General features: G+C 64.0%; 17 protein-coding genes. 9 read left to right on the top strand and 8 right to left on the bottom strand.

Going from position 1 to position 14422, the window contains the following annotated elements; all coding sequences use genetic code 11:
- Nucleotides 1-8: 8 nt before the first annotated feature.
- Nucleotides 9-611 (top strand): flavin reductase family protein, encoded by a 603-nt coding sequence (locus QRN54_RS09475; protein WP_083059088.1) that lies wholly within the window; start codon nucleotides 9-11, stop codon nucleotides 609-611.
- Nucleotides 612-669: 58 nt separating this feature from the next.
- Nucleotides 670-1497 (top strand): siderophore-interacting protein, encoded by an 828-nt coding sequence (locus tag QRN54_RS09470; protein WP_003941977.1) that lies wholly within the window; start codon nucleotides 670-672, stop codon nucleotides 1495-1497.
- 66 nt (nucleotides 1498-1563) lie between these two features.
- On the opposite strand, the gene QRN54_RS09465 is transcribed toward QRN54_RS09470, so the two are convergent.
- Genes QRN54_RS09465 through QRN54_RS09455 form a run of 3 tightly spaced genes read right to left on the bottom strand, consistent with a single transcriptional unit; the run spans nucleotide 1564 to nucleotide 3700 of the window.
- A complete protein-coding gene (locus QRN54_RS09465) occupies nucleotides 1564-2010 on the bottom strand; it encodes a DUF6918 family protein (protein ID WP_003941973.1) in 447 nt (148 codons plus the stop codon).
- A gap of 48 nt (nucleotides 2011-2058) precedes the next feature.
- Entirely contained in the window at nucleotides 2059-3054 is a 996-nt protein-coding gene (locus QRN54_RS09460) for an o-succinylbenzoate synthase (protein WP_003941878.1), read from the bottom strand.
- Nucleotide 3055: 1 nt separating this feature from the next.
- Nucleotides 3056-3700, bottom strand: coding sequence for a PaaI family thioesterase (locus QRN54_RS09455; RefSeq protein WP_037129937.1), 645 nt, complete (start codon nucleotides 3698-3700; stop codon nucleotides 3056-3058).
- 83 nt (nucleotides 3701-3783) lie between these two features.
- On the opposite strand from QRN54_RS09455, the gene QRN54_RS09450 reads away from it, so the two are divergent.
- The gene (locus QRN54_RS09450) at nucleotides 3784-4677 is read left to right on the top strand and encodes a 1,4-dihydroxy-2-naphthoyl-CoA synthase (protein ID WP_024487301.1); all 894 of its coding nucleotides are present in this window, start codon (nucleotides 3784-3786) and stop codon (nucleotides 4675-4677) included.
- 28 nt (nucleotides 4678-4705) lie between these two features.
- Nucleotides 4706-5095 carry a VOC family protein gene (locus tag QRN54_RS09445; RefSeq protein ID WP_003941917.1) on the top strand — a complete coding sequence of 130 codons (390 nt, stop codon included), beginning with the start codon at nucleotides 4706-4708 and terminating at the stop codon, nucleotides 5093-5095.
- Between the two features lie 97 nt (nucleotides 5096-5192).
- Here the strand turns inward: QRN54_RS09445 and QRN54_RS09440 are convergent, their stop codons facing one another.
- The 5 genes from QRN54_RS09440 to QRN54_RS09420 are packed head-to-tail and all read right to left on the bottom strand — an operon-like array spanning nucleotide 5193 to nucleotide 10789.
- The gene (locus QRN54_RS09440; RefSeq protein ID WP_003942018.1) at nucleotides 5193-5552 is read right to left on the bottom strand and encodes a hypothetical protein; all 360 of its coding nucleotides are present in this window, start codon (nucleotides 5550-5552) and stop codon (nucleotides 5193-5195) included.
- 2 nt (nucleotides 5553-5554) lie between these two features.
- Nucleotides 5555-6313 (bottom strand): ABC transporter ATP-binding protein, encoded by a 759-nt coding sequence (locus tag QRN54_RS09435; protein WP_003941866.1) that lies wholly within the window; start codon nucleotides 6311-6313, stop codon nucleotides 5555-5557.
- Nucleotides 6310-7053: an ABC transporter ATP-binding protein gene (locus tag QRN54_RS09430; RefSeq protein WP_063314758.1), complete on the bottom strand. Its 744-nt coding sequence runs from the start codon at nucleotides 7051-7053 to the stop codon at nucleotides 6310-6312. Before QRN54_RS09430 ends, QRN54_RS09435 begins: the two co-directional genes overlap by 4 nt.
- Nucleotides 7046-9304: an ABC transporter permease gene (locus QRN54_RS09425; protein WP_063314759.1), complete on the bottom strand. Its 2259-nt coding sequence runs from the start codon at nucleotides 9302-9304 to the stop codon at nucleotides 7046-7048. The genes QRN54_RS09430 and QRN54_RS09425 overlap by 8 nt, the downstream gene beginning before the upstream one ends.
- A gap of 60 nt (nucleotides 9305-9364) precedes the next feature.
- Nucleotides 9365-10789 carry an ABC transporter substrate-binding protein gene (locus tag QRN54_RS09420; protein ID WP_063314760.1) on the bottom strand — a complete coding sequence of 475 codons (1425 nt, stop codon included), beginning with the start codon at nucleotides 10787-10789 and terminating at the stop codon, nucleotides 9365-9367.
- A gap of 284 nt (nucleotides 10790-11073) precedes the next feature.
- On the opposite strand from QRN54_RS09420, the gene QRN54_RS09415 reads away from it, so the two are divergent.
- From QRN54_RS09415 to menE, 5 genes are read left to right on the top strand one after another with little or no spacing between them, the layout of a single operon-like run.
- The gene (locus QRN54_RS09415; RefSeq protein WP_007728486.1) at nucleotides 11074-12273 is read left to right on the top strand and encodes an inorganic phosphate transporter; all 1200 of its coding nucleotides are present in this window, start codon (nucleotides 11074-11076) and stop codon (nucleotides 12271-12273) included.
- A gap of 15 nt (nucleotides 12274-12288) precedes the next feature.
- Nucleotides 12289-12552, top strand: coding sequence for a hypothetical protein (locus tag QRN54_RS09410; RefSeq protein WP_003942079.1), 264 nt, complete (start codon nucleotides 12289-12291; stop codon nucleotides 12550-12552).
- Nucleotides 12553-12606: 54 nt separating this feature from the next.
- The gene (locus QRN54_RS09405) at nucleotides 12607-12942 is read left to right on the top strand and encodes a DUF3349 domain-containing protein (protein ID WP_003941853.1); all 336 of its coding nucleotides are present in this window, start codon (nucleotides 12607-12609) and stop codon (nucleotides 12940-12942) included.
- Nucleotides 12943-12946: 4 nt separating this feature from the next.
- On the top strand, nucleotides 12947-13249 hold the full coding sequence (locus QRN54_RS09400; RefSeq protein ID WP_003941976.1) for a DUF3349 domain-containing protein: 303 nt from the start codon (nucleotides 12947-12949) through the stop codon (nucleotides 13247-13249).
- A complete protein-coding gene (menE, locus tag QRN54_RS09395; RefSeq protein WP_285181891.1) occupies nucleotides 13246-14385 on the top strand; it encodes an o-succinylbenzoate--CoA ligase in 1140 nt (379 codons plus the stop codon). The genes QRN54_RS09400 and menE overlap by 4 nt, the downstream gene beginning before the upstream one ends.
- Nucleotides 14386-14422 lie beyond the last annotated feature (37 nt).

Raw genomic sequence — 14422 nt, 5'->3', positions numbered from 1 at the left:
ATGTGTGGGTGCGCACACTCTTCGATCCAGCCGAGCTCGAACCCCGTCGGTTCTATCAGTTACTCACCGCTTCGGTGGTCCCCCGGCCGATTGCCTGGGTGTCCACCCTGTCGGCGGACGGCGTCGGCAATCTGGCTCCGTACAGCTTTTTCACCGTGGCAAGTTCGGCGCCGCCGATCGTGCAGTTCACGTCGGTCGGACGCAAGGACAGTCTGCGCAACATCGAAGCGACCGGCGAATTCGTGATCAACCTGGCGACTGCCAGGCTTGCCGACGTGGTGAACCAGAGTTCCGCCTTCTACGACGCCCAGGCCGACGAGTTTCTCGAGTTGAACATCCGTAGCGAGCCGAGCGAGCGGGTTCGCCCCGTCCGGGTCGCCGACTCCCCGATCGCCATCGAATGCACGCTCCACCAGGTCATCGAGGTCGGTAATTCATTTGTCGTGATGGGAAATGTGGTCGCGGTCGCAGTACGTCCCGAGGCTGTCGCCGACGACGGCCTACCGGACTTCGCGGCAATCGCACCGATGAGCCGACTTGGCCGAGCGCAGTGGGGCCTTCCTCCCGAAGTCGTCGAAAAGGACAGACCCACCACTCCACAGCGACCGTAAATCAGGTTAGGGTTACCTGATTAGGTACGAGTAACAGATAATCAGGGAGCAACCAGTCATGGCCAAGCGCGCCAAGTTCGTGAAACCGGCCTCACGCAGCATCGTGTCGGCGCGGGTCGTGGCGAACAAACGAATCAGCCCCAGCTTCATCCGGGTGACCATTGCCGGCGAAGAGCTGTCCACCATCGCTCCGATGGGTGCCGATCAGTGGTTCCGCATGTTCATCCCGCAGGTCGGCCAGAGTGAACTCCGGTTGCCGAGCGCGGCCAGCAATCTCTGGTATGCGCAGTACCTGTTGATGTCCAAGGACACGCGACCCGTCGTGCGCAACTACACGATTCGCGCCTACCGTGCCGCCGGATCCGGTCTCTTCGGCGAGACCACGGAGATCGACATCGACTTCGCTTATCACGGCGACATCGGCCCGGCATCCGCGTGGGCGGACACCGCGTCGGCCGGCGACGAGGTCGCCCTCTTGGACGAAGGCTGCATCTACAACCCCACACCCGAGGCCAAGTGGCAACTGCTCGTCGGCGACGAGAGTGCACTTCCCGCGATCATCGGCATTCTGGAATCCGCGCCCGCAGACCTGCGTGCCGAGGTCTTCGTCGAGATTCCGAACATCGAAGACAAGCAAGACATTCCGGAGTTGGCGAACGTCAACGTGCATTGGCTCGTTCGCGAGGACGAACACGCGACGCCGGGTGTTCTGACCCTCGAGACCGTCCGCGCCGCCGAACTGCCCGAGGGGCCGTCGTACACCTTTGTCGCCGGCGAACAGGCACTCACCACCGGGCTGCGTCGGCACCTCGTGAACGACCGGAAGTTCGCCAAAACCGACATCACCTTCACCGGCTTCTGGCGCCACGGACATTCGGCTCACTGACAAACGCACCGAAAACGACGAGTGGCCCGAGAGAAACTCCCGGGCCACTCGTCGTTTTACGTTCGCTTATGCAGCGTGCTTCTGGATCACATCGCCCAGACGCGGCAGAGCTGCAGTCACATGCTTCTTCGCCGAACCGCGCAGCTTCGAGTACATCGACTTGACGACGGCCTTGTCGCTGCCCTCGATACGCTCGTCCGTCACCTCGAGGAGGGAATCGGCAACCGCGTCACCGCGGGCGCTGATGAAATCGGCGAAGCTGCCTTCGCCGGAAGCCGAGAATTCCTGCCAGTACGGCTCGAGCTTTGCCACGAAAGCCGGCAGAAGCGCGGTGACGGCGTCCGGCACGATGGACGGGCTCACCTTCTTGACCGCGCCGTAGCCACCCTTGAGAGCCAGCCCTGAGGCCCCCGACTTATCCGAAACCTCTGCGTCGATCAAGGTCTGCACGTCCGCGACGACCGCGGGAACCCGTGATTCCTCGAGCAGGGTTTCGTTCAGAGCTGCAACCACTTTCGATCCCTTCATTCTTCACTGATGTTCATCAGGTCGCGCCCGAGACTATACGAAATTCGGCTGGTCTCTACTGCCGAGTATCCGATGGCAGCGCCTGGCCCTCTCCAACCACCAGTCGCGCCGGTCTGCGGGCGCGGCCAGCGTCTCGAGCAGAACCGGATCAGGCTCGACGGCACCGACGGATAAAGCCCCGTCGACGGCTGCTCCGGTGACCGCGACATCCCGGACGAACAGGCCGCCTGTACCGAGACCGCAGGCAAACGGAAGCGAAGGCAACGCTGCCGCGGCCGCCAGTCCCGCGGACATCCCCACAGCCGTGTCCAGAGCACTCGAGACCACCACCGGCACCCCGTAGTCCACCAGCTGCGCCGACAGCGCCACCACAGCACGCATTCCGCCCAGCGGCGGCACCTTCACGACGGCGACGTCCGCTCCCCCGGCTCGTACGACGCGCAACGGGTCCTCGGCACGGCGAATGCTCTCGTCGGCAGCGATCCGCACACCGGTCCCCGCGGCGCGGACCCTGACCAGTTCCTCGACGCTTGCACAAGGCTGCTCGGCGTATTCGAGTTCACCGTCATCGGTGATCGCTCGCAAGGCCGTGATCGCCTCGTCCACGCTCCACCCGCCGTTGGCGTCGACGCGTACGTTCGGGATGTGCCGACGCACCTCGTTCACCCGGGCGACGTCCTGCGCCAGCGACTGTCCCTTCTCGGCGACCTTGACCTTGGCGGTCCGGGCCCCGGGGAAGCGCTCCAGCAATTCCGGAACGGCAGACGCGTCGATCGCCGGCACGGTCGCGTTGACGGGAACTGCGTCACGAAGCGCCGGCGGCGGACCCAGCCACGCCGCCTCGATCCCGGCGAGCAGCCACTGCGACGCCTCGTCGTCGTCGTACTCCACGAACGGGGCGAATTCTCCCCACCCGGCCGGGCCGCGAACGAGCAGGGCCTCACGAGTCGTGATGCCGCGAAAGCGAACTCGCATCGGTAGTGCGAGCACCACGGCGTCCGCGATCAGATCGTCGAACGAGGGGAACATGTCAGGGCTGTCCCGGAAGCAGTTCGATCATGAGCGCCTCACCGTCGGCGAGGAGCTTGCCGTCGAGATCGGTCAGGCGCGCGCTGACAAAAGTCTTGCGACCCTCGACCCGATCCACCTGCCCCTCGATCACCAGTTGTTGATTGAGCGGAGTGATCGCGCGGTAATTGATGTGGAGGTAGCCGGTGCGGGAGATCGGACGGCCACCCGCGTGGACCGTCATCCCGAAGACGTCGTCGAACAGCAAGGGCAGGACACCGCCGTGAGCGGCGCCGTTGCCGCCCAGGTGGTAGCGACGGAAGACGCCGGTACTGCGGACTCCTTCGGTGTCGAACTTCTCGACCATCCACGGGAGCATGAGGAGGCTGCCGCGTCCGGGCAGTTGGATGTTCGAGCCTGCGGGCGACTTGCCTTCCGGGACCTCGTACGGAGTCAACCGATCGGCAAGCTCTTCGGCTTGCGTAGCGATGTCTGCGAGTACGTCGTCGGGAACATTGGTCGAGACGGCAAGGTCCTGCAACCTGCGCATCGCTTCGACGAAGCGGCCGAAGTCCGGACCTGCGGGAGTGTGCCGGAACCGTGGAAATCCGCCCCGCTTCTCACCGTCTGTGACGATCTCCGTGCCGTCTGCGGTTTGTTCGCTCATGACCTGCACGTTAGCGCGCCCGGGAACGTGTTCTACCTCAGGTATCCGTTAGACGCGCGAGCCGTGCCTCTATCGTGGCTCAGGTGACCTTCAACCCGCAGCTCTGGCGCCCTGTCCCCGGATTCGAGAACCTCACCGACATCACCTACCACCGGCACGTCAGTCAAGGCACCGTTCGCGTCGCCTTCGACCGACCGGAAGTGCGTAATGCGTTCCGCCCGCACACCGTCGACGAGTTGTACCGCGCGCTCGATCACGCCCGGATGACCTCCGACGTGGGAGCGGTGCTCCTGACCGGCAACGGACCCAGCGAGAAGGACGGCGGTTGGGCGTTCTGCTCCGGCGGAGACCAGCGCATCCGTGGTCGCAGCGGCTACCAGTACGCCGAAGGTGAAACGGCGGACACCGTCGACAAAGCACGCGCCGGGCGCCTGCACATCCTCGAGGTCCAGCGCCTGATCCGCTTCATGCCGAAGGTCGTGATCTGCCTGGTCAACGGCTGGGCTGCGGGCGGCGGCCACAGCCTGCACGTGGTGTGCGACCTGACGCTCGCCAGCCGCGAGCACGCACGGTTCAAGCAGACCGACGCCGACGTCGGAAGCTTCGACGGCGGCTACGGCAGCGCCTATCTGGCAAAGATGGTGGGCCAGAAGTTCGCTCGCGAGATCTTCTTCCTGGGTGAGACGTACACCGCCGAGGAAATGCATCAGATGGGCGCGGTCAACAAGGTTGTCGACCACGCGGAACTCGAAAACGTCGCGATCGACTGGGCCGGCAAGATCAACGGCAAGTCGCCGCAGGCACAGCGGATGCTCAAGTACGCGTTCAACCTGCAGGACGACGGGTTGGTCGGCCAGCAGCTGTTCGCCGGTGAGGCAACACGTTTGGCGTACATGACCGACGAGGCCGTCGAGGGTCGTGACTCGTTCCTCGAAAAGCGTGATCCCGACTGGTCACCATATCCCTGGTATTTCTGACACAGTAGGTGCGAGAGGGAGGTCGGACGTGGAGATTCTGAGCAGTCGGACGATTTTGCGCCCGAGCGAGTACGAACGAACGCTGAGCTTCTACCGAGACACCCTCGGTCTGGCGATCGCTCGTGAATATCCCGGCGGCACAGTCTTCTTCGCCGGCCAAGGGCTGATCGAAGTCGCTGCGCACGGCGGCACCGGCGAGGGCGGCTTTCGCGGCGCGATCTGGCTGCAGGTCCGGGACCTCACTGCCGTTCAGACCGAACTGGTTCTCGCCGGGGTCAAGATCGCGCGCGAGGCAAGACAGGAACCGTGGGGTCTACACGAGATGTGGATCGCCGACCCGGACGGGACACCGATCGTGATGGTGCAGATCCCGGAGGACCATCCCATCCGACGCGATTCCCGGCCACCGTCCGCGTAGTCGAGACACCGCTGTAGCCGAGACACCGCTGTAGCCGAGCAATGACAGATGCCCGCCACGACTTTCGTGGCGGGCATCTTTCGGTTCTTCACAAAGATCAGTTGCGCGTGCTCAACGCCTGCGAGATCTGATCTGTCTGTGCCTGGCCCTCGAGCAGTTGGCGAACCAGCCACAGCCGCAGCACCTTTGCCACCGATGCGGCCAGGAAGAGAGCGGCACCGACCACTGTCAGGGCGAGGAAAACCACGGTGAGGATCTGGTACGACACCAGATCCCGCAGGTCCGAGAGCGTCAGCGAAGAGATGTAGACGACGAAGGCGCCGACCACTCCGACGACCATGAGCACCAGGCCCGCGATGCGCGTCGCCGCGTCGCCGCCTGCCTGCTTCTTGTCCAGCTTCAACTCTGCGATGTTCTTCTTGAATTCCTCACGGCGATCTTCGGCGAGAGTAGTCATCGTCATCCTCCTAGATAACTGGTAGAAAGTTCGTTTTCGATGTCGTGTGGATCGCCGGTCTTGACGACGCGTCCCTGCAACATCAGTGCGGCCGACGTCGCGATGGGCAGCACCGCTCGCGCGAACTGCTCGGCGACGAGAATGGAAATGCCTTCGGCTGCAAGCGAGCCGACGACGTCGTACATCTGCGAGACGATTCGAGGTGCGAGACCCATCGACAGCTCGTCGAGCAGGAGCACCGTCGGGTGAGTGCCGAGTGCCCGTGACAGCGCCAGCATCTGCTGCTCACCACCGGACATCGATCCGGCCAACTGTCCGCGCCGCTCCCCCAGGATCGGGAACCTGCCGTACGCAACCTCTTCGAGTTCGGCCAGCCCGACGCCCGTTCCGGTGGCGATCCACAGGTTTTCCCGCACAGTGAGGTTGGCGAAGATCCCGCGTCCTTCGGGGATGGAGCAGACCCCCAGCCGAGCCAACTCCGAAGGCTCGACTCCGTTCACGACCTGGCCCGCGAGCCGGAACTCGCCGCGGGTGACCGGAAGGACGCCCGAGCAGATCTTGAGCGTCGACGTCTTGCCGCCACCGTTGGGTCCGAGTAGCGCCACCACGGCGCCCGGTTCCAGAATCAGGTCCACCCCGTGCAGAACTTCGATGGATCCGTAACCGGCGCGGACACCGGACAGTTCGAGCAACGGTTCGGCGCGGTCGGGGCTGCGTATACCCTCGTCGATTTTCGCCTCGCCAATTTTCGCTGAAGTCATACCGCCTCCTCCTCGGTCCCGATGTAGGCCGCGATCACTTCCGGATCCGTCCGGATCTTCTCCGGTTCACCCGAGGCGAGGACTGCGCCGTAGTCGAGCACGTGGATGGTCGAGCACACTTTCATCACCAGCGGAATGTCGTGCTCCACCAGACAGATTCCGAGTCCACCCGCAGCAAGTTCGGTGAGCATCTCGGCAAAGACCTCGGTTTCCTGCTCGGTCTGACCCGAGGCCGGTTCGTCGAGCAGCAGCACTCGCGGGTCGGTCATGAGCGCCCGTGCAACTTCGACGACGCGGGCGCGTCCGGTGGGGATGTCCGCGACGTCCTTGTCCGCGACATCCGTCAGCCCGGTCAGCTCCAGCAGACGATCCGTCTCGCTGTCCACGTCGATCTTGTTGCGGCCGTTCGCCTTGTGGATGTCTCCGGCGACGCGCAGGTTGTCACGCACCGACAGCGAGACGAACAGTTCGAGCCGCTGGAAGGTACGTGCCAGCCCGCGACCTGCCCGCTTGTGCGGCGGTAGCTTCGTCACGTCGACGCCGCCGAGGAACACCTGACCGGAGGTGGGTTTCTGCAGCCCGGTGATGGTGTTGAAGAGCGTCGTCTTGCCGGCACCGTTCGGTCCGATGAGTCCTGTCACGGTGCCGGGTTGCACGGTGAGCGAAACGTCCTTGACCGCGACGTGTCCACCGAAACGAACGCTCACACCGCGCGTTTCGAGAAGTGGTGTATCAGACATGGACGGTCAACTCCTTCGGCGAGCCACCCTGGTACTGAGGAATCCCCAGTTCGCGGTCGATCTCGTCACGGATCTCGGGGCTGTAGGGGACATCGATCCCGATGTCCTCGGGAACGACTGTCGCTTTGGCGGCCAGTTCCTCCGGAGTGAGAACCGCGCTGGGCATGACCATCTCACCGATCACCGGCAGCATGAACACCACCGCGATCGTGATGGACGCGAACCACCAGTTGCCGAGTACACCGGTCAGAGCGAGGACGTAGGTCAGCAGAACGACTGCGGCGCCGCCGATCAGAACAGGCTTGGCACCGGCGAGCCGTCGGTAGCCCTCGATCACGCTGTGGACCGTTCCGCTGGGGTTCGCGCCGACGCCGATGCCGATCAGTGCCGGGCTGACTGCCGCGATGTTGCCGAAGAGCAGCCACATTCCCTCCAACTCCGGTTGCGCCGAAGCCAGATTGGTGAACGAGACCATGATGACCGCAAACCCGATTCCAGCCATCAGTCCACCGAACAGGGCGCCGGTGACGTATCCGATACCCGCGACGACGGTCAGCATGAGCAGCGAGAGGCTGACCATGATGGCAAAGCTCTCGCCCGAGACGGACCCCATGGCGCTCGACATCAGAATGCCGCCGAGACCGGCGATCCCCGAAGAGATCATGAAGACGCTGAGCTTGAGCCGAACCAGGCTCTGTCCGAGCATGGCCGAACCGGCCGGGCTGTCCTTCATCGCCGCGAGTCGGCGCCCGTAGCCGCTGTTACGCAACGCGATGACGCCGACGCCGAGTATCGAGAACAGCGCGGTCACGGTCATCAGGAACACCGTCTCGTTGCTCAGATCGAGCGGACCGATCTTCAGCGGAGGGAGGGCGATGTTCCCGTCCTTGAACAGCGAGTACTTCATGCCGAACATCTCGTGTTCGGTGGTGTCGCGAAGGACCATGTTGGAGAGGAACACTCCGAAGGCCATGGTTGCCAGCGCGAGATACAGCCCTCTGAGCCGCAGCGCCGGCAGGGCGACGAGGCCACCGATCACGGCGGTGACGAGGACTCCGACGACGATGCCCCACAGGTTGAGGTGCGCAGCCAACCCGGAACCGGAGATCCCGAAGTGGAAGGCCACGATGGTAGCGATAGCGCCGAAAGATACCGGCGCCAAGTTCAATTCACCCGCGTAGCCGGTGAGGAGTGTGAGCGAGAGCGCGATGATCGCGAAAGTCATTCCGATGGTCAGTGTGGTGACGGCGGAGGTCACCATCAGCAGACGGATCAGGTAGACGATGACGATCAGTGCCACGCCCCAGACGACGGCCTTGCGCACGCTCGGCACGTGGTAACGCTCGCGAGTACGAGTGACCGCGCCACGCAAGCGGTCCTGTGGGAGCACGATCAGCACCACGAACAGCGCGATCATCGGCAGGGAGACACGGAAATTCGATGTCCAACTCCAACTCGTCGGGAAGTACGCCAATACGTACGTACCGGCAAGCCCGAGGACCACGGCGCCGACGAACGTGCGCGGAATGCTGCGCAACCGGCCGAACATGGCCGCGGCAAACGCGTCGATCACCAAGAGTGTCAACATGTTCGCCTCGAGTGTGCCGCCACTGATCGGGGTGATCAGGATGCCGGCCAGGACTGCGAGCGTCGAACCCATCGCCCAGGACAGGGCCGCAAGACGCTCCGGATTGTGGCCGTTGAGGCGCAACAGTTCCGGATCGTCGACGACGCCGCGCATCGCGACACCGGCGCGGGTGCGCGTGAACAGGATGCGCAGGCCGACGGCGATGGCGATCGCAACGAGGATGCAGATCAACTCGTGGTAGCGGATGCTCGCGCCGAACACCGTGATCTTGGACTGGTCGCCGAAGAACATCTGCATCGTCCGAGCGGTCTCGGGGTGCCAGAACCAGTGCGAGATCGAGAGCATTCCGAGCAGGATCGAGACCGTCACAACGATTTTGGTGACCTCGGCGGTATCGCGCAGACCCTTCATGATCAGGACGTAGAGGCCGAGGCCCATCAGTGGCCCGACCAGGACGAGTGAAATCAGCAAAGCGACGACGGTGGGAAGTTCCCAGCCGTAGCGCAACTGCCAGTAGATGAACGCACCGAGCATTGCCTGTGCACCGTGCGCGAAGTTGAAGATGCCTGACGTGTTGTACGTGAGTACCAGCCCGGAGGCGGCGATCGCGTACACCGACCCCAGGACCAGGCCCAGGATCGTGAAAGTGACAAAAGTGTTCATGGCTGAACCCTCGTTAGGGACTCGGGCGGCGGTTGGCGCTCGCCGCCCGAGTCGGAAGAATCAGGACTGCGGCTTGATGACGTTGGCGTTCTGGTACTTCGTCGACACGCGGTCAGCGCCGAGTTCGGTCCCCCAGGTGCTCTTGTCGGTCGCGACGAGGTACTTGGGGTCACACTTGAATTCGCCCGCGGTGGACGGGAACGCCTGCGCGTAGCTACTGCCCTTCAACGAGGTCATGAGTCCGCAGGTGGCCGGCATGTTCTTGCCGGGATCGGTGACGGCGTGCAATCCGCCGCCGTCCCACTCGTGAATGTTCGAGAGTTCGTTCACCATGCACTGACGCGTCAGATCGCTACCGCACTCGTCCGCGGCGGCCGCCCACAGCAGGAAGGACGACGCCGCCTGCATACCGAGGAGCGCGGTCTTGCCACCCTGCTCGGAGACCAGATCGACGTACTTCTTCACTGCGGGCACCTTGTCCGCGTTCTCGAGCATCTGGAAGGTCATGCCCGCGTTGAGGTTGTCGAGCAGTCCGGTGTCCTTGTTCCAATCGGAGACGGTCGCGCCGTACCAGGTGGCTTCACCGAAGAAGATGGGATCGATCCCGACCTGGTCGAGGGCCTTCACGAAGTTCAGCTCCGACGGGCTTGCCGATCGTGACGTCCAGATCCCCTTCGCGCCGCACTCCTTGTACTTCTCGGCGAACGGCACATAGCTCGATTCCCCCTCGTAGTTGAGTGTGACGCCGCAATCCTTGAGCTTGAAGCCCGCAGCCTCGGCGATCGAGCGAATCTTCGTGGTGGAGCTGATGATCGTGGGCATCGTGCTGTTGACGACGTCGAAGTCGTTCACCAGATCGGGGTGCATCTCGGCCATCTGGAACCACTGCGAACCGTTCGCGTAGTCGACCGGGAACGGGACACCCTGGAATGTCATCGGTCCGTTGGCTGCGTCGGGTGACACGGTGAAGCCTGGCACGGACACCAGGTTGCACGCGACACGCGTCTGCTCGGCGGTCTGATCCATCGCGAAGCCGTAGCCGACCATCATGAACTGGCTCGCGCACGCTTCCTGCATGACCGAGTTGGCCTGCGTCATCGCGGCGTCGTAGTCGGTACCGACAACCTTGCGGCCGTTGATGCCGCCCTGATCGTTGCACCAAGAGATGAGCGCGTTCACCGCATCGCTCATTTCCTTGTTCAGCCCAGGAGACTTCACATAACCGCGGTCGTCACCGAACCCGATCTTGATCTCGGTGTCGCTGACGCCTTGATCGGTTGCGCCGGTGGCGTCGCCTTCACCACAGGGCGAATCGAGGGTGCCGAACTTCGCGTCGGATGTGCTCGACGCAAGGTCTGCGCTGACGCCGGGTCCGCCGACAGCGACGGCGTAGGGATCGTCACCACGATTCGATGCGCAGGCTGACGCCAGAACGGCGGTCGCGGCGAGTGCCACGATCAGCTTCGTGGACTTGTTGGGCTTCACGGTCGGAGCTCTCCTTCTCACTGACAGACACCGAGAAACAGGGGTGAAACCCCTGTTCCGGTGCGCTCGGTGCCCGTAGGTAATCAGCGTTTAAAACGGTCCGAATGTGCCTTCCCGGTGAGTGAGACCAAAAAGTGAGGTCCCACACAGGGTTCCGATTTCGTGGCGCTGAACACATCGCGAACGGCAGCGCCGCAGCCCACGCGCGGGGACGTACTCCGCGGAGCCCCTGTTCGCATCCCGTTCGCTGTACTTTTACGCGTTCGATACGCACAATTCACGTTGTGACCGCAGAGCTCGTAATCCTCCTGGTGGTAGTTGTCACCGCCCTCGCGTTCGATTTCACGAATGGTTTTCACGACACCGGTAACGCAATGGCCACCTCCATCGCGACCGGAGCACTCAAGCCCAAAGTTGCGGTCACACTTTCCGCGATCCTGAACCTGGTCGGTGCGTTCCTGTCCGTCGAGGTCGCTGCGACCGTGGCCAAAGGCGTCGTCAACCTCGGCGCGGTCAGTGGGCAGGATCTGCTGCTGATCGTCTTCGCCGGTCTCGTCGGCGGAATCATCTGGAATCTGGCGACCTGGCTGCTCGGATTGCCGTCGAGCTCCTCACACGCACTGTTCGGCGGATTGATCGGCGCCGCAATCGCCTCCATCGGTATGGGCGGCGTCGAGTGGGGTGGAGTTCTGACCAAGGTCGTCGTCCCCGCGATCCTCGCGCCGGTCGTCGCGGCCCTGGTCGCAGGCGTCGGTACCAAGCTCGTGTACCGAATCACCGCATCCGTCAAGGAAGACGAGCGTGAGCGCGGTTTCCGTTTCGGCCAGATCGGCACCGCCTCATTGATCTCACTTGCGCACGGCACCAATGACGCCCAGAAGACTATGGGCGTCATCTTTTTGGCCCTGGTCGCTCACGGCACCATCACCGCCGAGACCGAGATGCCGTTCTGGGTGAAGTTCACCTGTGCCGTCGCGATCGCTCTCGGCACCTACCTGGGCGGTTGGCGCATCATCCGCACCCTGGGCAAGGGCCTTGTCGAGATCGCCGCGCCGCAGGGTCTGGCAGCCGAAGCGTCGTCCGCCGCCATCATTCTCACGTCGAGCCACCTCGGACTCCCCCTCTCGACCACCCACGTCGCCACCGGATCGATCCTCGGTACCGGCATCGGGCGCAAGGGCGCCGAGGTCCGCTGGGGCGTCGCAGGCCGGATGGCCGCCGCCTGGTTGATCACCTTGCCGTCGGCCGCAGTGGTCGGCGCCATCTGCTGGGCACTCGCGCATCTGATCGGCGGCCTGGCCGGCGTGCTCGTCGTCTTCGCTGCCCTCATCGCGTTCGCGATCTTCATGTACCTGCGTTCGCGTAAGGAACCCGTAGACGCCGCCAACGTGACCGCCGAATGGGACGAGAATCCGGATGCGACGGCTCGCGAGATTCCGACTGCTGATCCCACTCCGTCCACGGAACCCACTCGCAACTCCTGAAAGGGGCGCAAGAGAATGCATCTACTCACCGATACCCTCGATTCGCTCTGGCAGGTAGTGGCAGTCGGACTGCTCTTCGGAGCCGGACTGCCGGCGATCTTCGCCTTCGGCCTCAAGTCGCTGAGTCTGCCGAACGCCGACGGCACCGAAGGACCGTCCACCCTGGGTAAAATGGGTGCGTACCTCTGTTTTGCGGTCGTGCTCGTCACGATCTTCGCCGGAATACTGTTGTTGATGAAGAACTTCTTGGCCAGCACGTTCGGAATCCACGTCTTCTGAGTGGTCGTCGCGGCACACCACTGAAACCACCGAAACGAAAATGAGGCCGAGGATTTGAGCAAGTATTCATTGCGCAGCGTGCTCGACTGGCTGCGTGCCGGGTATCCCGAGGGCATCCCGGACAAGGATCATTTTGCGCTGCTCGCCGTTCTCCGTCGTCGTCTGACCGACGAGGAGATCGAGCAGGTCGTTTCGATGTCCATCGAGTCGGCACACGAAGTGCCGGACCGCCATGTCGACTACGACACCATCCGCGCCATCATCGAGGGAATCCTCAACGAGGAGCCGTCCGAGGACGACGTCGATCGTGTCACCGAAAGGCTGCGCGCAGGTGGGTGGCCGGTCATCGAAGACGTGGACACCGACAACGAAGTTCGAGACGTGAGCTGACGTCATGGCCCTTCCGCCCTTCCTCACGTCGATAGTCGGCTGGTTGCGGGCCGGCTATCCCAATGGCGTCCCCGAGCAGGACTACATCCCACTTTTCGCGCTCCTCACTCGCAGACTCTCCGAAACCGAGGTCGACGCCGTCGCCGATGCGTTGATCGAGGACGGCGATCTGCCCATCGAGAAGACCGACATCCAGGTCCTCATCACGAAGATCACCAACGAGATGCCACTCGAAACCGACGTCGACCGCGTACGAAGCCATCTGGCTGCCGGTGGTTGGCCGCTGGCCGGGCCGGACGTCCGGTGAACGTTCTTCGCACACTGGCCGTTCCACAGGGTGAGGCGGTCTTCGAGGTACTGCCTGCCATCGCGCAGATCCTGGACGGCGTGCACGACGCCGTGCTTCCCGTCCCGGCGGCCGACGCACGCGAGACGGCCCGACTGAGCGACGCTCTGCACCCCGATCAGCCAATCGACGACGGCATCTCGCTGGTGGTCGCCACGTCGGGGACCACCGGAACCCCGAAGGGCGCGATGCTCACCGCGAGCGCACTGCGAGCCAGCGGCGACGCGACCAATGAACGCCTCGGCGGCACCGGATCCTGGTTACTGGTTCTCCCCCCGCACCACATCGCCGGGATGCAAGTTCTGTTGCGCAGTGTCCTCGCCGGAACACAACCGGTGATCGTCGACGTCAGTGCGGGTTTCGACCCTGCCGCATTGCCGGGCGCTGTCGCCGCGATGAGCGGACCGCGCCGCTACACCTCGTTGGTGCCGACGCAGTTGGTCAAGGCACTCGGTGATCGCGCCGCGGTCGAGGCTCTGGCTTCGCTCGACGCGGTTCTGCTCGGCGGCGCTGCTACTCCCGCACCGGTACTCGCGCAGGCCACCGAAGCGGGCATCACCGTCGTCCGCACCTACGGGATGAGCGAAACGTCCGGCGGTTGCGTCTACGACGGAATCCCGTTGTCCGGAGCGCAGATTCGTATCGACGACGGCCGAGTACTGCTGGGCGGTCCGATGCTCGCGTCCGGGTACCGCGGGCTTGCCGACCACCCCGCTTTCGCCGAGCCCGGGTGGTTCCGGACCGACGACGCCGGATCAGTGGTCGACGGAGTCCTGCGCATCACCGGCCGGTTGGACGAGGCAATCTCCACCGGCGGGCTGACCGTCGTACCGCAGGTGGTCGAGGCCGCGCTGGCCGATCACCCCGCCGTTCGCGAGTGCGCGGTGATCGGCATCGAGGACCCGCGGCTGGGGCAGCGGGTGGTGGCCGTCGTCGTACCCGAGGGCGAAGCTCCGACGCTCGACGAACTACGCGCACATGCTCAGCGGACACTCGACGTCACCGCAGCGCCGCGGGAACTCTTCGTCCTTGACGCGCTCCCCCTGCGCGGACCGGGCAAGCTCGACCGCGCCGCCCTGGTGGCTCGGTTCAGTTAGCAGCCGCAGCCCGATTGTTCAGCCGCAGGCCTGATCA

Origin of the sequence: Rhodococcus sp. MEB032, from assembly GCF_030208925.1 — a bacterium.
GTDB classification, from domain to species: domain Bacteria; phylum Actinomycetota; class Actinomycetes; order Mycobacteriales; family Mycobacteriaceae; genus Rhodococcus_F; species Rhodococcus_F qingshengii.
The sequence above is the reverse complement of the archived record's forward strand: the minus strand, read 5'-3'. Positions and strand labels throughout refer to the sequence as shown.